The sequence below is a fragment of the Propionicimonas paludicola genome, from assembly GCF_002563675.1.
In the GTDB taxonomy this organism is placed as follows: Bacteria; Actinomycetota; Actinomycetes; order Propionibacteriales; family Propionibacteriaceae; genus Propionicimonas; species Propionicimonas paludicola.
This window is the reverse complement of sequence record NZ_PDJC01000001.1, coordinates 1,696,291-1,714,304: the sequence shown is the minus strand read 5'-3', so window position 1 is coordinate 1,714,304 and position 18,014 is coordinate 1,696,291. Positions and strand designations below refer to the sequence as shown.

General features: G+C 68.0%; 21 protein-coding genes and 4 tRNA genes. 18 read left to right on the top strand and 7 right to left on the bottom strand.

The features are described 5' to 3' along the window. Positions 1-31: 31 nt before the first annotated feature. Genes ATK74_RS07925 through ATK74_RS07915 form a run of 3 tightly spaced genes read right to left on the bottom strand, consistent with a single transcriptional unit; the run spans position 32 to position 3,949 of the window. Positions 32-1,033 carry a serine hydrolase domain-containing protein gene (locus tag ATK74_RS07925; protein WP_098460518.1) on the bottom strand — a complete coding sequence of 334 codons (1,002 nt, stop codon included), beginning with the start codon at positions 1,031-1,033 and terminating at the stop codon, positions 32-34. A 22-nt stretch (positions 1,034-1,055) separates the two neighbouring features. Further along, entirely contained in the window at positions 1,056-2,102 is a 1,047-nt protein-coding gene (locus ATK74_RS07920) for a 2-oxoacid:ferredoxin oxidoreductase subunit beta (RefSeq protein ID WP_098460517.1), read from the bottom strand. Next, the gene (locus ATK74_RS07915) at positions 2,099-3,949 is read right to left on the bottom strand and encodes a 2-oxoacid:acceptor oxidoreductase subunit alpha (RefSeq protein ID WP_098460516.1); all 1,851 of its coding nucleotides are present in this window, start codon (positions 3,947-3,949) and stop codon (positions 2,099-2,101) included. The genes ATK74_RS07920 and ATK74_RS07915 overlap by 4 nt, the downstream gene beginning before the upstream one ends. A gap of 161 nt (positions 3,950-4,110) precedes the next feature. Between ATK74_RS07915 and mptB the strand changes: the two genes are divergently transcribed. Together mptB and ATK74_RS07905 are read left to right on the top strand one after the other, a co-directional pair. Then, positions 4,111-5,703: a polyprenol phosphomannose-dependent alpha 1,6 mannosyltransferase MptB gene (mptB, locus tag ATK74_RS07910; RefSeq protein WP_098460515.1), complete on the top strand. Its 1,593-nt coding sequence runs from the start codon at positions 4,111-4,113 to the stop codon at positions 5,701-5,703. Next, complete coding sequence (locus ATK74_RS07905) at positions 5,696-6,634, top strand: enoyl-CoA hydratase/isomerase family protein (protein ID WP_098460514.1); 939 nt, start codon at positions 5,696-5,698, stop codon at positions 6,632-6,634. The genes mptB and ATK74_RS07905 overlap by 8 nt, the downstream gene beginning before the upstream one ends. Here ATK74_RS07905 and ATK74_RS07900 read toward each other — a convergent pair whose 3' ends face one another. Genes ATK74_RS07900 through ATK74_RS07890 form a run of 3 tightly spaced genes read right to left on the bottom strand, consistent with a single transcriptional unit; the run spans position 6,635 to position 9,007 of the window. Then, positions 6,635-7,462 (bottom strand): exodeoxyribonuclease III, encoded by an 828-nt coding sequence (locus tag ATK74_RS07900; RefSeq protein ID WP_098460513.1) that lies wholly within the window; start codon positions 7,460-7,462, stop codon positions 6,635-6,637. Further along, complete coding sequence (locus ATK74_RS07895; RefSeq protein WP_098460512.1) at positions 7,462-8,490, bottom strand: alanine racemase; 1,029 nt, start codon at positions 8,488-8,490, stop codon at positions 7,462-7,464. The genes ATK74_RS07900 and ATK74_RS07895 overlap by 1 nt, the downstream gene beginning before the upstream one ends. Before the next feature lie 25 nt (positions 8,491-8,515). Then, positions 8,516-9,007 (bottom strand): YajQ family cyclic di-GMP-binding protein, encoded by a 492-nt coding sequence (locus ATK74_RS07890; RefSeq protein WP_098462136.1) that lies wholly within the window; start codon positions 9,005-9,007, stop codon positions 8,516-8,518. 58 nt (positions 9,008-9,065) lie between these two features. Here ATK74_RS07890 and ATK74_RS07885 point away from each other — a divergent pair. After that, a tRNA-Tyr gene (locus tag ATK74_RS07885) sits at positions 9,066-9,147 on the top strand. Positions 9,148-9,217: 70 nt separating this feature from the next. Here the strand turns inward: ATK74_RS07885 and ATK74_RS07880 are convergent. After that, entirely contained in the window at positions 9,218-10,603 is a 1,386-nt protein-coding gene (locus tag ATK74_RS07880; protein ID WP_098460511.1) for a class II fumarate hydratase, read from the bottom strand. 62 nt (positions 10,604-10,665) lie between these two features. On the opposite strand from ATK74_RS07880, the gene ATK74_RS07875 reads away from it, so the two are divergent. From ATK74_RS07875 to rplL, 15 genes are all read left to right on the top strand, one after another. Continuing rightward, complete coding sequence (locus tag ATK74_RS07875; protein ID WP_211283311.1) at positions 10,666-10,959, top strand: MGMT family protein; 294 nt, start codon at positions 10,666-10,668, stop codon at positions 10,957-10,959. A 138-nt stretch (positions 10,960-11,097) separates the two neighbouring features. Beyond that, positions 11,098-11,170: transfer RNA gene (locus ATK74_RS07870), tRNA-Thr, on the top strand. A gap of 56 nt (positions 11,171-11,226) precedes the next feature. Continuing rightward, positions 11,227-11,302: transfer RNA gene (locus ATK74_RS07865), tRNA-Met, on the top strand. 35 nt (positions 11,303-11,337) lie between these two features. Then, positions 11,338-11,508, top strand: coding sequence for a 50S ribosomal protein L33 (gene rpmG / locus ATK74_RS07860; RefSeq protein ID WP_098460510.1), 171 nt, complete (start codon positions 11,338-11,340; stop codon positions 11,506-11,508). 64 nt (positions 11,509-11,572) lie between these two features. After that, on the top strand, positions 11,573-12,010 hold the full coding sequence (locus ATK74_RS07855) for a hypothetical protein (protein WP_098460509.1): 438 nt from the start codon (positions 11,573-11,575) through the stop codon (positions 12,008-12,010). Positions 12,011-12,060: 50 nt separating this feature from the next. After that, positions 12,061-12,486, top strand: coding sequence for an FAS1-like dehydratase domain-containing protein (locus ATK74_RS07850; protein WP_098460508.1), 426 nt, complete (start codon positions 12,061-12,063; stop codon positions 12,484-12,486). Beyond that, a complete protein-coding gene (locus tag ATK74_RS07845) occupies positions 12,483-12,887 on the top strand; it encodes a MaoC/PaaZ C-terminal domain-containing protein (RefSeq protein WP_098460507.1) in 405 nt (134 codons plus the stop codon). The genes ATK74_RS07850 and ATK74_RS07845 overlap by 4 nt, the downstream gene beginning before the upstream one ends. Then, complete coding sequence (locus tag ATK74_RS07840; RefSeq protein ID WP_098462130.1) at positions 12,880-13,932, top strand: UDP-N-acetylmuramate dehydrogenase; 1,053 nt, start codon at positions 12,880-12,882, stop codon at positions 13,930-13,932. The genes ATK74_RS07845 and ATK74_RS07840 overlap by 8 nt, the downstream gene beginning before the upstream one ends. A 116-nt stretch (positions 13,933-14,048) precedes the next feature. After that, a tRNA-Trp gene (locus ATK74_RS07835) sits at positions 14,049-14,121 on the top strand. 65 nt (positions 14,122-14,186) lie between these two features. Then, on the top strand, positions 14,187-14,603 hold the full coding sequence (gene secE / locus ATK74_RS07830) for a preprotein translocase subunit SecE (protein ID WP_098460506.1): 417 nt from the start codon (positions 14,187-14,189) through the stop codon (positions 14,601-14,603). A gap of 17 nt (positions 14,604-14,620) precedes the next feature. Next, positions 14,621-15,424: a transcription termination/antitermination protein NusG gene (nusG, locus tag ATK74_RS07825; protein ID WP_098460505.1), complete on the top strand. Its 804-nt coding sequence runs from the start codon at positions 14,621-14,623 to the stop codon at positions 15,422-15,424. Positions 15,425-15,493: 69 nt separating this feature from the next. Then, entirely contained in the window at positions 15,494-15,925 is a 432-nt protein-coding gene (rplK, locus tag ATK74_RS07820) for a 50S ribosomal protein L11 (RefSeq protein WP_098460504.1), read from the top strand. An 88-nt stretch (positions 15,926-16,013) separates the two neighbouring features. After that, complete coding sequence (gene rplA, locus ATK74_RS07815; protein WP_098460503.1) at positions 16,014-16,715, top strand: 50S ribosomal protein L1; 702 nt, start codon at positions 16,014-16,016, stop codon at positions 16,713-16,715. A gap of 264 nt (positions 16,716-16,979) precedes the next feature. Beyond that, the gene (gene rplJ, locus ATK74_RS07810; RefSeq protein WP_098460502.1) at positions 16,980-17,567 is read left to right on the top strand and encodes a 50S ribosomal protein L10; all 588 of its coding nucleotides are present in this window, start codon (positions 16,980-16,982) and stop codon (positions 17,565-17,567) included. 17 nt (positions 17,568-17,584) lie between these two features. Then, positions 17,585-17,977 (top strand): 50S ribosomal protein L7/L12, encoded by a 393-nt coding sequence (rplL, locus tag ATK74_RS07805; RefSeq protein ID WP_098460501.1) that lies wholly within the window; start codon positions 17,585-17,587, stop codon positions 17,975-17,977. Positions 17,978-18,014: the final 37 nt, after the last annotated feature.

The following is an 18,014-nucleotide window of genomic DNA, read 5'->3' as shown; positions in this document are numbered from 1 at the left end:
CGGAGGCAACGCCCGTAGGTGTTGGTCGGGACTAGCCAAACAGTGCCAGAAGTGCCTGTGCGATCGGCGTGGCGCCCTCGGAGGTGTTGCCGAGGACGGTGGCTGTTTCGCCGGTGAGCGGACTGTAGATCGACCGCATGGACACTCCGGCATCGCAGCCGTCTGCGATCACACCGACGCTGGTCGGGTGCAGCCAGACCCCCAGCCCATGGCGCAACCCTTCCTCGGGGATGTCCCAGCGGGGATGGATCATCTGCTCCACCAACTCTGCGCTGATGATCTCGCCGGCCAGAAGTGCCCGCCAGAAGCTGCGCAGGTCGTCCACCGTGGTGTAGCAGCCGCCGTCGCCATTGCCGCGGGCCGGGAGGTGGAAGATGTTGGTCCGCTCGCCGGCATCCTCCAGATAGCCGATGGCGGCATTGGCCGGCAGCTCGTCGGAGCGAAGATAGTCGGTCCGGGTCAGTCCGGCCGGCTGGAAGACCTTCTCGCGCACGATGTCGTGGAAGCCGCGGCCGGTGACTCGCTCGATCACCAGGGCGAGAACGATGAAGCCGTAGTCGGAGTAGGAGAAACGGGCGCCAGGGGGGAACAGTTGGCGGCGCCGGTTCAGTTCGGGGACATAGCCCACGGTCTCGGCCAGCACCTGGGGTGCCGCTGGGAGCAGATAGTCGGCCGGGTGCCAGTGATCCAGGTCATCGAGGTAGTCCGACAGGCCTGAGGAGTGTGACAGCAGGTGCTCGACGGTGATCGCCGGATCCAGCGTGGGGATGTCGTCGCCGACGAGGGTGCGCACTCGGGTGGACAAGGTGAGAAGTCCGGCGTCGACCAGGCTCAACACGGCGGCCGAGGTGAAAATCATGCTCCCGCCGGCCATGCCGAACCGCGTGGTGCGGCTGTTGCGAGTCTTGAAAGCCCGGTTGGCGAGCCCGGTGCATCGCTCGAACAGGGAGTCGCTACGGGTGTCGACGGCGACGACGCCGCTGAACCGCCCGGACGCGATTGCCTGATCGAGGGCTCCCTCGTCGATCTGCATGCGCCCATCATCGCCCCAACTGTCAGGCGGTCCAGGTTTCCTCGCCGGTGATCAGTCGCTGCAAGTCGGCCAGGCGCTTCGGCTGATCACCGGCCGGCTGCAGCTGCGCCCGGGCCAGATCGTCATAGCTGGGTGCCTGGACGTCCCGGAAGATCCCCACCGGGGCCAGGCTGAGCCCGCCGGAGTCGGTGATCCGGGACAGCGCGAAGGCCAGTTGCGGGTCGTCCGCGTGGGCGTCGTGGACGATCACCTGGGCCAGCCCGACCTCGGCCACCGGGGCGGTGGCCAGGCTACCGTCCGGACGCCGGATCACGCCCATCGAGTTGTCCGGGCCGAAGGTCACCGGCTCGCCATGGCGCAGGTTAATCAGCCCGCCGTCGGCCGCCTTGAGTCCGGCGAAGGCGTCGTCGTTGAAGATCGGGCAGTTCTGGTAGATCTCCACCAGAGAGGCTCCCCGGTGGTTCACCGCGGCGGTGAGCACCTCGTTCAGGTGCGCCCGATGCGAGTCGACGGTCCGGGCCACGAAGGTGGCCTCCGCGCCCAGCGCCAGCGAGATCGGGTTGAACGGGGCGTCCACAGAGCCGACCGGGGACGACTTGGTCACCTTGCCGCGCTCGGAGGTGGGGGAGTACTGGCCCTTGGTCAGGCCGTAGATCCGGTTGTTGAACAGCATGATGGTGATGTTCACGTTGCGCCGCAGCGCGTGGATCAGGTGATTGCCGCCGATGCTCAGGGCGTCCCCGTCGCCGGTGACCACCCAGACCGCCAGGTCCGGACGGGTCATGGCGATCCCGGTGGCGATCGCCGGCGCCCGGCCGTGGATCGAGTGCATTCCGTAGGTGTCCAGGTAGTACGGGAACCGCGACGAGCAGCCGATCCCGGACACGATCACGGTGTTCTCCCGGCGGATGCCGAGTTCGGGGAGCAGACCTTGGAAGGCGGCCAACACCGCGTAGTCACCGCAGCCGGGACACCAGCGCACCTCGGCGTCGGAGACGAAGTCCTTACGGACCAGGGGCTCGAGGGACAGCGGCACTCCGCTCAGACCGGTGATCGACGGCTCGCTCATCGCAGATCCTCCTTGATGATCGAGATCAGATCGGCGGCCAGTTCGGCCTGGGACAGTGGCAGCCCGGTCACCTTTGTGTAGCTGGTCACGTCCACCAGGTAGCGGGCCCGCAGCACCATGGCCAGCTGGCCGAGGTTCAACTCCGGGACGATCACCTTGCGGTAGTGGCGCAACACCTCACCCAGGTTCGCCGGCAACGGATTCAGGTGTCGCAGGCCGGCGATGGCCACCGCGTGGCCGGCCTCGCGGACCTGGCGGGCCGCCGCCTGGATCGGGCCATAGCTGGAGCCCCAGCCCAGCACCAGCAGCTCGGCGGTGCCGTCCGGGTCGTCGACGGTGAGGTCGGGGACCAGCTCGACCACCCGCTCCACCTTGTCCTGACGCAGCCGCACCATGGCTTCATGGTTGGCCGGGTCGTAGGAGATGCCGCCCGAACCGTCCGCCTTCTCCAGGCCGCCGACCCTGTGCTCCAGGCCAGGGGTGCCGGGGATCGCCCACGAGCGGGCCAGCCGCTCGTCTCGCAGGTAGGGCCAGTACCCGCCGTCGGGACGGTTGGGCTCGGTGGCGAAGTTCGGGCTGATGTCGGGCAGATCGGACAGCTGCGGCACCTGCCACGGCTCGGAGCTGTTGGCCAGGAAGCCGTCGGAGAGCAGGATCACCGGCGTCCGGAACTCGATCGCGATCCGGGCTGCCTCGTAGGCGGCGGTGAAGCAGTCGGCCGGGGACTGGGCGGCGATCACCGGCAGCGGCGCTTCGCCCGGACGTCCGAACAGGGCCTGGGTGAGGTCACCCTGCTCCGTCTTGGTGGGCATCCCGGTGGACGGTCCGGCGCGCTGGATGTCACAGACCACCAGCGGCAGCTCCAGCATCACGGCCAGGCCGATGGTCTCGGCCTTCAGGGCCATTCCCGGCCCGGAGGTGGCGGTCACCCCGAGCTGACCGGCGAAGGATGCCCCGACCGCGGCGCCGACCGCGGCGATCTCGTCCTCGGCCTGGAAGGTCATCACGCCGGACGACTTCAGCCGGGCCAGGTGATGCAGCACGTCGGAGGCCGGCGTGATCGGGTACGCGCCGAGGAACAGCTGCAGGCCGGCCTTGGCGGCCCCGGCCAACAGGCCGTAGGCCAGGGCCAGGTTGCCCGAGACCCGGCGGTAGGTGCCGGCCGTGATCGGTGCCGGCGGCACCACGTAGCGGTGATGGAAGAGCTCGGAGGTCTCGCCGAACGCGAAGCCGGCCTTCAGCGCGGCCACGTTGGCGGCCAGCAGCGGCGGGCGGTCGGCGAACTTGCGCTCCAGGAAGTTCATGGTGACTGCCTCGGGACGGGTGTAGAGCCAGTCCAGCAGTCCGAGCGCGAACATGTTCTTGGTGCGCAGCGCCTCGCGCCGGTTCAGGCCCAGCTCGCTGACCGCACCCACAGCTAGCGCCGAGAGGTCGAAGGAGTGCACCTGGAAGTCGTCCAGGCTGCCGTCGGTGAGCGGGTCTTCGGTGTAGCCGACCTTGGCCAGGTTGCGCGCCGTGAAGTCGGCGTTGTCGACGATCAGGACGCCGCCGCTGCGCAGGTCGGCGATGTTGGCCTTCAAGGCCGCCGGGTTCATCGCCACCAGGACGTCCACCCGGTCGCCGGGGGTGTGGACGTGATGGGCGGCGAACTGCAGCTGGAAGCTGGATACTCCGGCAAGAGTGCCTACTGGCGCGCGGATTTCGGCAGGGAAGTTGGGCAGCGTCGAGAAGTCGTTTCCGGCGGCCGCGGCATCGTGGGTGAACCGGTCGCCGGTCAGCTGCATCCCGTCTCCGGAGTCGCCCGCAAAGCGGATTACGACGTTGTCGACGGTCGCTACGTCTGTCATGCGGTGTCTCTCTCGGTTGCCCAGTATGGCGCCGGGCAAGTCTAGGCGCTCCACGCCGGGCCGGAGTAGGCAACTTCGCCACCATTGTCGTCGGTCGGGGGCCTGTTCGCGGTGGGATCGAGGGGCCATCGGAGGGGTCCGGCCCCGGTTAGGCTGGGGTCATGTCGTCTGCCCCGCTCGGATCCGCGCGCGAGGTATCGACGACCCCGCAGCCGGCCGCCGAACCGGATCGACGGCTGGCGGCGATGCGCCGCGAGTTGGCCCGCGCCTGGCGGCACCGTCCGGTGCGCCGCGGGTTGCTCGGCTCAGCCTGCATCGTGTTGGGCTCGCTGACTCCGGCCTACCTGCCGCAGAACTCTCCCTGGTGGGATCTGGTTCGCTGGATCGGGCTGGACAACTGGGTCGGCAGGGCACTGGGGACGGCACTGGTCGGTCTCGGGGTAGCCCTGCTGATCGAAGCCTGGTTCCGGCTTCGACCCAGCCTCTACCACGAGGTCAAGCACTGGCCGGTGACCCTGCTGTGGAGCCTGCCCATGCTCTTCGCGCCGCCGATCTTCAGCCATGACGCCTACGCCTATGCCGCTGAGGGCTGGCTGCTGCAGAACGGGCTGAACCCCTACCTGAACCCGATCAGCGTGCTGCCCGGAGCCTTCGCCGACCAGACGGTGTGGCTGTGGCGCTACACCACCGCCATGTACCCGCCGCTCAGCCTGGAGATGTTCCACGGCCTGGTGGCGCTCGCCGGAAACGACCCGTACTTTTCCACGCTGGCCATGCGGCTGCCGGCCCTGGTCGGGGTCGGCCTGATCACGGTCTACCTGCCTCGGATCGCCCATCGGATGGGCGCTGACCCGGCGATGACCGCCTGGTTCTCCGCGATCAACCCGGTGCTGATCATCGACCTGGTCGGCGGCGCCCACAACGACGGGCTGATGATGGGCCTGGTGGTCTTGGCTCTGTGGCTGGTGGTCGGTCGTCCCGGAGTGTCCGCGGCCGAGCCGGAGCTACGCAGCGATCTGCACGACCGTCCCGGCTACGACTGGCGATTCTGGGTGGCTGCTGTGCTGGTCGGGGTGGCCGCCTGCATCAAGCAACCGGCCATTCTCGCCTTCTATCCGGTGGCGCTGGTCGGGCACCCGTGGACCCGGCTGCGCTGGGCGGACAGCTGGCGGGCGCTGCGCCGGCTGACCCTGAGCCTGGCCACTGCGGTCGGCACCTTCGTGGCGATCACGGCGGCCACCGGGCTCGGCTACGGCTGGGTCCAGGCCGCGGACGTCCCGGGCAAGGTGCTCACCTTGGCTCCGTTCTCCTTGGTGGGAGCCGGCCTGCGGTTCCTGCTGGAGTCGCTGGGACGCCCGGCCACCGGCCAGCTGGCCATGGACGCGCTGCGCTACGTGGGTCTCGGGGTCACCGTGGTGGCCATCGGTTGGTTGGCGATCACCACCGGACGGCGTCGTCCGATCACCTTCTTGAGCTGGTCCTACTTGATCTTCGCCTTCGGTGGAATCGCGCTGAACAGCTGGTACCTCACCTGGGGTGGCCTGCTGCTGCCGCTGGCCAAGCCGGGCAAGCGGATCATCGGCACCGCGGTCACCATCACCACGATCCTTCTCGCCTACGGCGCCGGCAGCCTGGCCTGGCGCAACGACATGGTCGCCATCGGCTGCGCGGCGCTGGCCGCCCTCGGAATACTGCTGTACCGCCACATTCAGGAGCACAACCGCATTGACCTCCCTCAACCAGAAGATGGCTGAACCGACCCTGAACGTCCGCCGCGAGGCCGGCATCGGTATGATCGAGGTGAATCGCCCGGCCGCCATCAATGCCTTGACCGTGGAGATGCTCGAGCAGTTCACCGATGCCGCTGTCGAGTTCGCCCAGGACCCGCAGATCCGCCAGGTCCAGCTGACCGGAGCCGGTGAGCGCGGCCTGTGCGCGGGCGCGGACGTCCGGCAGTTGCGGGAGTTGGTCTTGTCCGGGGGTGACGTCCGCGGCTTCTTCGAGACCGAGTACCGGCTGAACCTGCTGATCGCCACCTACCCGAAGCCGTACCTGGCCCGGATGACCGGGATCACCATGGGCGGCGGCCTGGGCATCTCGGTGCACGGCTCACACCGCACGGTGGACGCCACCAGCCGGCTGGCCATGCCGGAGACCCAGATCGGGCTGTTCCCCGACGTCTTCGTCTCCTGGCTGCTGGCCCGCCTGCCCGGCGAGATCGGCACCCACCTGGCGCTGACCGGAGCCAGCATCAATGCCGCGGACGCGCTGCGGCTGGGCCTGGCCGACGACTGCGCCGGGCCGGTTCCCGAGCCCGACCCGAGCCTGGCCGGGTCCTGGATCGCCGAGTGTTACGCCGGGAACGACCCGGTCGAGATCCTCGGCCGACTGGGTGAGCACGCCGATCCGGCGGCCCGGGCTGCCGCCGACGAGCTGGCCAAGCGTTCGCCGCTCAGCCTGGCGGTCAGCCTGGAAGCGCTGCGACGGGCGGCCGCGTTCGGCGACCGGGTCGCCCAGTACGACCAGGAGCTGGCTCTGGCCGTCCGGCTGACCACCGGTCCGGACTTCATCGAGGGGGTGCGGGCGCAGCTGGTCGACCGGGACCGCAACCCGCGCTGGGCGCACGGCAGCCTGGACGAGGTCAGCCGCGCCGAGGTCGAGTCCTACTTCGTTCCGCTGGACTGATCAGCGCCCGGCCGGGTCGGCGTAGTCGACCACGACCGGGGCGTGATCGCTGATCCGGGCCGGATAGGACTCGGCGCGATCGGTGCCGCCATTCACCGCAGCCTGGGCCAGTTCCGGGGTGGCCAGGTGATAGTCGATCCGCCAGCCGGTGTCGTTGGTGAACGCGTTGCCCATCCAGCTCCACCAGGAGTAGGGGCCGTCCGCGTCCGGGTGCAGCCGGCGCACCACGTCCACCAGCGTGCGCGGGCTCTGCACGCTGCCCAGCCATTCGCGCTCCTCGGGCAGGAAGCCGACCGACTGCTGGTTGCCTCGCCAGTTGCGCAGGTCCTGCTTGGTGTGGGCGATGTTGAAGTCGCCCAGCACCAGGAACTCCCGGCCGCGCGCCTTGGCGGCCAGCCGGGCCTTGGTCAGGTAGGGCCGAAAGCTGCGCAGGAAGGCGAGCTTGTGCTGGTAGCGGGCCCGTTCGGCCTCGGTGTCGTCGTTGCGACCGCCCTTGGGCAGATACAGCGAGGCCACGGTGAGCCGCCAGCCGCACAGGTCGTAGTCGGCCTCCAGGTAGCGGCCCTCGGAGTCGTGGCGGTAGCCGAACCCTTCGCGGATCGCCTCGGGCGCCACCCGGCTGAGCAGGGCGACGCCATTGCGTCCGGCCCGGTCGCCGGGGTGGTAGGCGAAGTGGTAGCCGGCGTGGGCGACGTCAGGGACCTCCGACAGCGGCGCCCGCACCTCCTGCAGTGCGACCAGGTCGGGCTGGCGCTCCTGCAGCCACTCGACGAAGCCGCGGCGCACCGACGCGCGGATCCCGTTCACGTTGACGGTGGCGATCCGCATCAGTTGTTCCGTCCTCGGGCGGCCACCGGCCAGCGTCCGCCGCTGCTCAGTTGGTAGTACTCGTTGAGGTTCACGGCATTGCAGGCGTGGTTCGGCACGATGGCCACGGTGCTGCCCAGGCCCGGCAGCGCTCCCGGCCACTCGATGGTGGTGTGGTGCTCACTGAGCGCCACGATCCGGGCGTCAGGGACGTCCAGGACCCGGCCGTATCCGGTGGCCCAGGCGGCCCGATCGGCGCCGAGCGCCTTGCTGCCGGCATCGCAGATCACTCGGCCGCCGGCGTGGGACACCACCGTCGAGATCACGGTCAGGGCCACCTGGTCGAAGCCGATGGTGCCGAGTTCGACCTGCTGGGCGTCCCCGAAGACGTAGACGCCCGGACGCAGCTCGTTGGCTACTGTGCCGCTGTAGGCCAGGGACGGCGTCGAGCCACCGCTGAGCACACGAGTCTCCACATCGGAGGACCGCAGTTCGTCTCGAGCCTGGGCCAGTGCGGCGGTCTCCTGTTCGGCTGCCGTGGCGCCGGCACCGGGGGAGTAGCTGTGGCCAGGGAAGGTGAAGGCGCCGGCCACGTCCAGGCCGAGCTCGCTCAGTTCGGCGGCCAGCTCACCAGCGCGCTCGGCGGGCACACCGCTGCGATGGTGTCCGGAGTCCAGCTCGACCAGCACCGAGACGTCCAGTCCGGCCAGCCGGGTGCCGGCTTCGACGCTGTCGCAGCCGATCGTCAGCCGGACTCCGGTCGCGGTCAGCGCAGCCAGCCGAGACCGATCAGCCTCGTCCACCCACAGCGGATAGCCGATGAACAGGTCGCGGGCCCCATCACCGGCGAACACCTCGGCCTCGCCGATGGTGGCCACGGTCAGCCCGACCGCTCCGGCGGCCAGCTGGCGCTCGGCGATCTGCGGGCACTTGTGGGTCTTGGCGTGGGGACGCAACCCCACCCCTGCCTGGGCGCAACTGTGCGCGGCGGCGGCGAGGTTCGCCTCCATCCGGGCGACGTCCAGCCGCAGATAGGGGGTCTGGCCCATGGCTGTCTCTCGGTCGGCCGACGGACTAGCGGTAGTTGTCGAACTGGACGGCGAAGTCGTAGTCGGCTTCCCGGACCATCTGCTGGACCTTCTGCAGGTCGTCACGGCTCTTGCTGAAGACCCGCAGCTCCTCGCCCTGCACCTGGGTGCGGACGTTCTTCAGTCCCGCGTCACGGACCAGCTTGACGATCTTGGCCGCGTTCTCCCGGCTGATGCCCTGCTTGGTGGTGGCGGTGATCTTCCAGATCTTGCCGGAGATCCGCGGCTCGCCGGCGTCCAGGCACTTCAGGTCGATCTTGCGGCGGACCAGCATTGTCTGGAACACGTCGAGGATGGCCTTGACCCGCTCCTCGCCGCCGGCCTCCATCTCGATGGCCTCACCCGACCAGCGGATCTCGGCTCCGGTGCCCTTGAAGTCGTACCGATTCCGGATCTCCTTGGACGCCATGTTGAGGGCGTTGTCGACCTCTTGACGGTCGACCTTGCTGACGATGTCGAATGAACTCTCACCTGCCATGGACGCCATTGTGCCCGATTCGAAAGCAGCGATCTGCTTTGCTACGCTGTCCCGGCACGGCAGGTTGCCCGAGTGGCCAAAGGGAGCGGTCTGTAAAACCGTCGGCTCAGCCTACGTAGGTTCGAACCCTACACCTGCCACGCAGCAAGGCCCCTGGTGAGGAGTACCTCCTAGCCAGGGGCCTTTTGCATGCCTCAGCGGGAGCCTATCTCAGCGGCCGGTCATCGCCCGAACGTCCAGCGCTGCGGCCAACTGCTCGGCGGTGAGCTCGCCGCGTTCCAGGTAGCCCAGGTCGGCCACGGCCTCGGCGATTGTCAGGTTCTGGGCCACCGCGTGCTTGGCGATCTTCGCGGCCGCCTCGTAGCCGATGGTCCGGTTCAGCGGGGTCACGATCGACGGGGACGACTCGGCCAGCCGCAGGCAGCGCTCGGCGTCGGCCACGATCCCGTCCACGCAGCGTCCGGCCAGCAGTCCGCTGACCTTGCCGAGCAGGCTGATCGACTCCAGCAGGCTGTGCGCCATCACCGGCAGCATCACCAGCAGGTCGAAGTTGCCCTGGGTGCCGGCGAAGGTGATGGTCGCGTCGTTGCCGATTACCTTGGCGGCCACCATCACGGTGGCCTCGGGCAGTACCGGGTTCACCTTGCCCGGCATGATCGAGGACCCCGGCTGCAGGTCGGGCAGGTGGATCTCGGCCAGCCCTGCGCGCGGCCCCGAACCCATCCAGCGCAGGTCGTTGGCGATCTTGACCAGGGACACTGCGACCGTCCGCAGCGCCCCGGAGACCTCGACCAGAGCGTCCTGGGCGGCCTGCGCTTCGAAGTGGTTCGGCGCCTCCACGAAGCCCAGCCCGGTGTGCTCTGCGACCAAGGCGATCACCCGTGCCGAGAAGCCGGGCGGGGTGTTGATCCCGGTCCCGACCGCAGTGCCGCCCAGCGCCAACTCGCTGAGCCGGGGGAGAGTGCCCCGGACCCGGTCGATCCCGTAGCGCAGCTGGGTGGCGTATCCGCTGAACTCCTGGCCCAGGGTGATCGGGGTCGCGTCCATCAGGTGGGTGCGACCGGCCTTCACCACGTCCGCGAACTCCTCCGACTTCGCCTCCAGGGCGGTCTGCAGGGTGCGCAGGCCGGGCAGCAGGGTGGTCTGGATGGACTGGACTGCGGCGATATGGATCGCCGAGGGGAACACGTCATTGGACGACTGGGAGGCGTTCACGTGGTCGTTCGGGTGCACCGGACGACCCAGTCGCCGACCGGCCAGGGTGGCGATCACCTCGTTCACGTTCATGTTCGACGAGGTTCCCGAGCCGGTCTGGAAGACGTCGATCGGGAACTGGTCGGGGTGAGTGCCGGCGATCACCTCGTCCGCTGCGGCCACGATGGCCTGGGCCAGGTCGTCGGCGATCACGCCCAGCTCGGCGTTGGCCAAGGCCGCAGCCCGCTTGAGCTGGGCCAGCGCCGCGATCTGGATGCCGGGCAGCCGGAGCCCGGAGATCGGGAAGTTCTCGACTGCTCGCTGGGTCTGGGCGGCATACAGGGCGTCGGCGGGGACCCGCACTTCGCCCATGGTGTCGTGCTCAACTCGGAAATCGCTCATCGCTGCTCCTCTGTTCGATCTCCACCCTAGGTAGCCTTCCGGCTTCGGCCTAGAGTGAGTTTGTGACCCCCTCGATGGCCGACCTCAGCGACAGCATCCTGCTGGCCGCTGCGGCCATCCCGTCGGGTCGAGTGAGTAGCTATGGCGATCTGGCCAAAGTCGTCGGCTGCGGACCCCGTTTGGTGGCCCGGGTGCTGTCGACCAGCGGCGGCTCGACCTGCTGGTGGCGGGTGGTGCGCTCGGACGGCACCATCGCCGCTCCGTACGTTGTGGAGGCGTCGGAGTTGCTGGCCGGGGAGGGCGTCGTGGTTCGGGACGGACGGGTCGAGATGGCCCGATTCCGGGCCGAACTGTGACTGTCGGAGGCCGGATCGTCCCCGCTGGTCAGGGGCTCCGCGGAGCCCGAAGTGAGGGTCGAAATGGCCGGATTCGAGGGCCCGAAACGGCGGATTTGGGGACCACCCCTTTGGTGAGGTAGTCTCAACCGCTGTCCGGCCCCTATAGCTCAGTCGGCAGAGCGTCTCCATGGTAAGGAGAAGGTCTGCGGTTCGATTCCGCATGGGGGCTCTGCGTTCGGATTTACGGAGTTACCGCCCGTGTCCAGTGATGGAAGTCCGAACGGGGGCGGGATAGCTCAGGCGGTAGAGCAAGCGGCTCATAATCGCTGTGTCGCGGGTTCAAGTCCCGCTCCCGCTACCAGCTAGCACCTAGCGAGTGAAAGAGAAGGAAGTCTGATGGCCAAGAAGGCAGCCGACGTTCGGCCGAAGATCACCTTGGCGTGCACTCAGTGCAAGGAGCGCAACTACATCACCAAGAAGAACCGGCGTAATGACCCGGATCGGATGGAGCTGAAGAAGTTCTGCCCCAAGTGTCACCAGCACACTGCACACCGCGAGACCCGCTGACCGTGCTCTCGACCAAGCCGCCCGTGATTTCGCGGGCGGCTTCGTTGCGTTCGCAGGGCCTGCGATGACCTGGGCCGTCACCGATCGGGCCCACCGGGTCGGGCTGGTTCTGCTCGTGCTGGTCTGCGTCGGCGCGGCCACCCCGATCCTGCTCGGTTCGACCTCTCTGCCGCTGATGGCGATCACCGCCATCAGCGTGGTCTCGATGTGGCGGATGTCGCTGGCCCGGACGGTGCAGGTCAGCCTCGACGCGGACGGAATCACCAAGACCCTCGGCACCAGGAGCTGGCGCCTGGCCTGGAGCGAGGTCGAGGCGGTCAGCTTCACCCGCTTCCTCGGCTCCGACCAGCTGTTGCTCACCGGTGAGCCACAGCCGCACTGGTCGGCCTCTGATCGGCTGTTCAGCCTCGTCCCGGCCGGCACTCGCGCCGTGCAGGTGCCGACCACCCAGCTGGCCGCGGTGGGGGAACTACTGGCCGACCACGGTCTGCTCTCTCGCTGAGCGCCGAACGGCTCCACGGCGGGCCACGGTCGGGCCGCTAGCCTGTGCACATGCCGATCTCTGAGGCCCATGTCGGGCGCAGCTACCCGGCCACCTCGCCTTATGAGGTGACCGGACCGAAGATTGCCGAGTTCGCCACGGCCCTTGGCGAGCCGGACAATCCGGCCTATCACGGGACGGACGCGATCGCGCCGCCGACCTTCGCGGTCGTGCTGGCGGGCGCGGCCTGGTCGTCGTTGTTCGCCGATCCGGAACTCGAGCTGAGCCTGGCCCGCACCGTCCATGTCGATCAGGGGTTCCGCTGGTCGCGTCCGCTGCGCCGCGGCGACCAGGTCACCGCCCAGCTGACCATCGAGAAGGTGCGGGTGCGGGGGAGTGCCGCCTTCATCACCATCGCCGTGGCGTTGGCCACCACTGCCGGTGAGCCGGTGGCGGTGGCGTCGTCCACGCTGCTGCACCAGGGGGAGGCCCAGTGAGTGCCACGCTGACTGCCGGGCAGGTGTTGCCCGGCTTCACCACCCGAATCACCCGGGCCGACCTGGTCCGTTACGCCGGAGCCTCCGGCGACTTCAACCCGATTCACTGGTCGGACTCGGCCGCGGCCGCCCTGGGGCTGCCGACGGTGATCGCCCACGGCATGTTCACCATGGGGCTGGCCCTGCGCGTGGTCACCGAGGTGACCGGCGATCCCGGTGCCGTGGTCAGCTACTACGTCCGGTTCACCAAGCCGGTGCCGGTGCCCGAGGACGGTACTGAGGTGCGGTTCGCCGGCGTGGTCACCGAGGTCACCGAGGGCATCGCCAAGATCTCGGTCGAAGCCGCCGTGGCGGATCAGTCCGTCCTCGGTGCGGCAGTTGTCGAGGTCCGCCTTGGCTGAGTCGCTGGCCGCACACACCACCTTCCGGATCGGCGGCCCGGCCGGTCGCTGGCTGGCCCCCACCTCCGAGGCCGAGCTGATCGAGGCGGTCGCCCAGGTGGACGCGGCCGGCGAGCCGCTGCTGATTCTGGGTGGCGGCTCGAATGTGCTGATCTCCGACGACGGCTTTACGGGCACGGTCGTGCACACCGGAGCGCTGCGCGGCTGGCAGATCGAGGACCTGGCCGCCTGCGCCGGCGCCTTCGTGAACGTGGCCGCCGGTGAGCCGTGGGATGACTTCGTCCAGGCCGCCATCGAGCACGAGTGGGTCGGCATCGAGGCGCTGTCCGGGATCCCGGGCCTGACCGGCTCCACGCCGATCCAGAACGTCGGCGCCTACGGCCAGGAGGTGGCGCAGACCATCGCCCGGGTGCGGGTCTACGACCGGGCCGAGCACCGGGTGGTCACTCGCGGTGTGGCCGAGTGCCACTTCGGCTACCGCAGTTCGCTGTTCAAAGCCATCCCGAACCGCTTCGTGGTGCTCTCGGTGAGCTTCCAGTTCCGGCTGGGCGGGCTGTCCGCGCCGATCCGATACGCCGAACTCGCTCGTCGGCTCGGCGTGGCCGAGGGGGAGCGGGCTCCATTGGGCCAGGTGCGCGAGGCCGTCCTGGCCCTGCGCAAGGGCAAGGGCATGGTCTGCGACCCTGAGGATCCGGACAGCTGGAGTGCGGGCAGCTTCTTCACCAATCCGCTGCTCACGCCCGAACAGGCCGACCGGCTTCCGGCCGAGGCGCCGCGCTTCCCGCAGCCGGACGGACGGGTGAAGACCAGTGCCGCCTGGCTGATCGAACACGCAGGTTTCGGCAAGGGATTCGCGGTCGGTGCGGCCCGGGTATCGACCAAGCACAGCCTGGCCCTGGTGAACCCGGGGACGGCCACGGCAACGGATGTGCTCACGCTGGCCGCGACGATTCGCGAAGGGGTGGCGACCCGCTACGGTGTACTGCTGTCGACCGAACCCGTGCTTGTGGGGGTCACCCTGAATGGTCAGGACATTGAGCCCTAATCGGCCCGGCTCGGTTCGACTCACTTCGCCAAAACCCGTACACTCCTGTACTTGGTGACTACACACCGGCTGGGCCATGCCCACAAGGCAAACCTGGTCGAGCTGGTCACCACCCAAGGGCAATAGCTCAATTGGCAGAGCAGCGGTCTCCAAAACCGCAGGTTGGGGGTTCAAGTCCCTCTTGCCCTGCTGGTCTGGCGTTCGGCCGACGAACGCCAGGTATCACTGGAACTACGGAAGCGAAGGGCGACCAAGTGGCCGAAGATGTGGACAAGGCTGAAGCTGACGTCCCTGCCGACGCTGCGGCTGAGGATCTCGAGTCCGCCGAGTTGACCGAGGTCGACGAGGCTGAGCTCACGGCGTCCGAGCGTGTAGCCATGGCGGCGGTAGCCGCCCGTCCAGTGCGCAAGCAGAGTGCGGAAGGCGCGTCCGGCAAGGGCGCCGCGACTCCGAAGCAGCGTCGGCGCAACCCCGAGGATTACGAGCGGCGGGCCACTCCGGCCGAGTTCGTCCGTGAGTCCGTCGCGGAGTTGAAGAAGGTCGTCTGGCCGACCCCGAGCCAGCTGCAGCAGTACTTCATCGTGGTGCTGGTGTTCGTGCTGATCATGATGGTGATCGTGGCGCTGCTCGACGTCGTTTTCGGCGCCGGAATGCTGAAGATCTTCGGCTGATTGAGGAAGCGAGAACTGTGACCACAGACGAGAACCTGCCGAACGATGACTTCGAGATCGATCTGAGCCTCCCCGAGGCTTCCACCAGCGACGACCTGGATCTGAACCTGGATTTCGGTCAGGACAGCGAGACCTCCGACGAGGACATCCTGGCCAACCTGACCGCGGCTGAGCCCGAGCCGGAGCCTGAGCCGGTGGCTCTGGACGCCGACGAGGAAGCCGTCCTGGAGCAGCTGCGCCAGGACCTGCGCAGCCAGGTCGGTGACTGGTACGTGATCCACACCTACTCAGGTATGGAGAACCGGGTCAAGCAGAACCTGGACAACCGGGTGAAGACCTTGGGCATGGAGGACTACATCTACGAGGCCGTGGTCCCGACCGAAGAGGTCATCGAGACCCGTAACGGTGCTCGCAAGACCGTCACTCGGACGGTCCTGCCCGGCTACGTGCTGGTGCGGATGGAACTGACCGACGCGTCCTGGGCCGCAGTGCGGCACACCCCGTCGGTGACCGGCTTCGTGGCTCACGCCAACGCCCCGGTTCCGCTGAGCCTGGACGAGGTCGAGAAGATGCTGGCTCCTGCGGCCCTGGCTCGGGCCGCCGCCGCTTCCACCGGCACCACTCGGCGCAGCACCAAGAAGATCGAGATTGCGGACTTCAATGTCGGCGACTCGGTCATGGTCACCTCCGGCCCGTTCGCCGGGGTGCACGCAACCATCACCGAGATCAACGCCAACAGCCAGCGGCTCAAGGCGCTGGTCGAGATCCTCGGCCGGGAGACTCCGGTCGACCTGACGCTCAGCCAGATCCAGAAGGTCTAGGCGAGAAAGCGGGCGGCCTGCCCGGGCCGTCCGATGTAGTGACAACCAACCAAGAAGGACCCACTAGTTATGCCTCCCAAGAAGAAGGTCGCCGCCATTGTCAAGGTGGCACTGAACGCTGGTGCGGCTACTCCTGCTCCGCCGGTCGGTACCGCGCTCGGTCCGCACGGCGTCAACATCATGGAGTTCTGCAAGCGGTACAACGCCGAGACCGAGGCCCAGCGCGGCAACGTGATCCCGGTCGAGATCACGATCTACGAAGACCGCACCTTCAGCTTCATCACCAAGACCCCGCCGGCCGCAGAGCTGATCAAGAAGGCCGCTGGCCTGAAGAGTGGCTCCGCGCGTCCGCACAAGGACAAGGTGGCCACGCTGAGCGCTGACCAGGTTCGCGAGATCGCGCAGACCAAGCTGCCCGACCTGAACGCCAACAACATCGACGCGGCCATGAAGATCGTGGCCGGCACCGCCCGTTCCATGGGCGTCAACGTCGAGCTCTGATTCACCCAATCCATCCAGTGGCAGGGTTCGCACCCGGACCACGACTGGCACCCGGCCCATCCGAGGGCCGCACGACAAGGAGACCAGCATGAAGCGAAGCAAGGCCTATCGGGCCGCAGCCGAGACCATCGACGCCGACCAGCTCTACAGCCCCGAGGCTGCGCTGGGCCTGGTGAAGAACGGCGCATCGGCCAAGTTTGACGAAACCGTCGAGGTCGCCATGCGGCTCGGCGTCGACCCGCGCAAGGCGGACCAGATGGTCCGCGGCACGGTCAACCTCCCCAACGGCACTGGCAAGACGGCACGGGTCCTCGTCTTCGCCACCGGAGATAAGGCCGCTGAGGCCCTCGCTGCGGGTGCTGATGAGGTGGGCGACGACGAGCTCATCGACAAGGTATCCAAGGGCTACCTGGACTTCGACGCTGTGGTGGCCACCCCCGACCTGATGGGCAAGGTCGGTCGGCTGGGCCGCGTGCTCGGCCCGCGTGGCCTGATGCCGAACCCGAAGACCGGGACGGTGACCGTCGACGTGGCCAAGGCCGTGTCCGACATCAAGGGCGGCAAGATCGAGTTCCGGGTCGACCGGCACGCGAACCTGCACTTCATCATCGGCAAGGCGTCGTTCACCGAGCAGCAGCTCGTGGAGAACTACTTCTCCGCGCTGGACGAGGTGCTGCGGCTCAAGCCGAGCGCGTCGAAGGGCCGCTACATCAAGAAGATCACCGCGGCCTCCACCATGGGCCCCGGCGTGGCCGTCGATCCGACTCGGGTGCGTCCTGCCGACGAGTGATCCTCGCTGACGTCAACGGCCGGCTCTCGCCTCGCGGGAGCCGGCCGTTGCCTATTGGCCTCGATTTGGTCGGCGACCGGCCGGCAGCGTAGACTGCTAAGAGCCAAAGACCGCTGGTGCAGCCCTGAGAAATCAGGACCGATAAATCCCGCGTAGGTGTCTGTGAGTCGCTTCTTCGAAGTCGTCCCCGGTTGCCTGCGCACCGGGGTTTTTCTTTTGCCCCAGTAGTCAGCGGCGAACCTGACAGATGTGGGAAGGAGACTCATGGCGAGGCCGGACAAGGCAGCCGCCGTTGCGGAACTGGCTGAGCAGTTCACCAGCTCTGCAGCCGCTGTGCTGACCGAGTACCGCGGACTCACCGTCAAGGACCTCAAGGCTTTGCGCCGGTCTTTGGGTGAGGACGCCACCTACGCCGTGACGAAGAACACGCTGACCACGATCGCTGCTCGCGAAGCGGGCATTGAAGGCCTCGAGGACACCCTCGCCGGCCCGACGGCGATCGCCTTTATCCGCGGTGACGTTGCCACCGTGGCCAAGGGATTGCGTGACTTCGCCAAGGCGAACCCGCTTCTGGTGATCAAGGGCGGTGTCATGGACGGTCGTGTCCTGGACGCCGATTCGGTCAAGAAGTTGGCCGATCTGGAATCCCGCGAGGTGCTGCTGGCCAAGCTGGCCGGTGCCATGAACGGGAATCTGGCCAAGGCGGTCGGCCTGTTTGCCGCTCCGCTTTCGGCGGCCGCTCGTGCGATGGACGCACTCAAGACCCAGAAGCCCGCCGGGGATGCCCCGGCAACCGATGCAGCTGCCGCTGCTGAGGCCACCACTGACGCGGCTGACGCTGCATCCGAATAAGAGAAAGGAAGCCGATAATGGCAAAGCTCACCACTGACGAGCTCCTTGAGGCATTCAAGGAGATGACCCTGATCGAGCTCTCCGAGTTCGTGAAGCTGTTCGAGGACACCTTCGGTGTCACCGCTGCCGCTCCGGTGGCCGTGGCCGCCGCTGCCGCCCCGGCCGCTGCCGGCGAGGCCGCTGCTGAGGAAGAGGTCAGCAACGAGGTCGACGTGATCCTCGACTCCGCTGGCGACAAGAAGATCCAGGTCATCAAGGAGGTGCGCGCTCTCACCAACCTGGGCCTGAAGGAGGCCAAGGACCTGGTCGAGGCCGCTCCGAAGCCGGTGCTGGAGAAGGTTGCCCGCGACGTGGCCGCCAAGGCCAAGGAGGCCCTCGAGGCCGCCGGCGCCGCTGTCACCATCAAGTGACGCTCTAGGCTCCAGCCTGGAAACACTTCACTGGCGG

Bases quoted from the DNA above. Each gene is read 5' to 3' on its own strand.
- ATK74_RS07925 (WP_098460518.1), bottom strand. From the start codon at position 1,033: ATGCAGATCGACGAGGGAGCCCTCGATCAGGCAATCGCGTCCGGGCGG.
- ATK74_RS07920 (WP_098460517.1), bottom strand. From the start codon at position 2,102: ATGAGCGAGCCGTCGATCACCGGTCTGAGCGGAGTGCCGCTGTCCCTC.
- ATK74_RS07915 (WP_098460516.1), bottom strand. From the start codon at position 3,949: ATGACAGACGTAGCGACCGTCGACAACGTCGTAATCCGCTTTGCGGGC.
- mptB (WP_098460515.1), top strand. From the start codon at position 4,111: ATGTCGTCTGCCCCGCTCGGATCCGCGCGCGAGGTATCGACGACCCCG.
- ATK74_RS07905 (WP_098460514.1), top strand. From the start codon at position 5,696: ATGGCTGAACCGACCCTGAACGTCCGCCGCGAGGCCGGCATCGGTATG.
- ATK74_RS07900 (WP_098460513.1), bottom strand. From the start codon at position 7,462: ATGCGGATCGCCACCGTCAACGTGAACGGGATCCGCGCGTCGGTGCGC.
- ATK74_RS07895 (WP_098460512.1), bottom strand. From the start codon at position 8,490: ATGGGCCAGACCCCCTATCTGCGGCTGGACGTCGCCCGGATGGAGGCG.
- ATK74_RS07890 (WP_098462136.1), bottom strand. From the start codon at position 9,007: ATGGCAGGTGAGAGTTCATTCGACATCGTCAGCAAGGTCGACCGTCAA.
- ATK74_RS07880 (WP_098460511.1), bottom strand. From the start codon at position 10,603: ATGAGCGATTTCCGAGTTGAGCACGACACCATGGGCGAAGTGCGGGTC.
- rpmG (WP_098460510.1), top strand. From the start codon at position 11,338: ATGGCCAAGAAGGCAGCCGACGTTCGGCCGAAGATCACCTTGGCGTGC.
- ATK74_RS07855 (WP_098460509.1), top strand. From the start codon at position 11,573: ATGACCTGGGCCGTCACCGATCGGGCCCACCGGGTCGGGCTGGTTCTG.
- ATK74_RS07850 (WP_098460508.1), top strand. From the start codon at position 12,061: ATGCCGATCTCTGAGGCCCATGTCGGGCGCAGCTACCCGGCCACCTCG.
- rplK (WP_098460504.1), top strand. From the start codon at position 15,494: ATGCCTCCCAAGAAGAAGGTCGCCGCCATTGTCAAGGTGGCACTGAAC.
- rplA (WP_098460503.1), top strand. From the start codon at position 16,014: ATGAAGCGAAGCAAGGCCTATCGGGCCGCAGCCGAGACCATCGACGCC.
- rplJ (WP_098460502.1), top strand. From the start codon at position 16,980: ATGGCGAGGCCGGACAAGGCAGCCGCCGTTGCGGAACTGGCTGAGCAG.
- rplL (WP_098460501.1), top strand. From the start codon at position 17,585: ATGGCAAAGCTCACCACTGACGAGCTCCTTGAGGCATTCAAGGAGATG.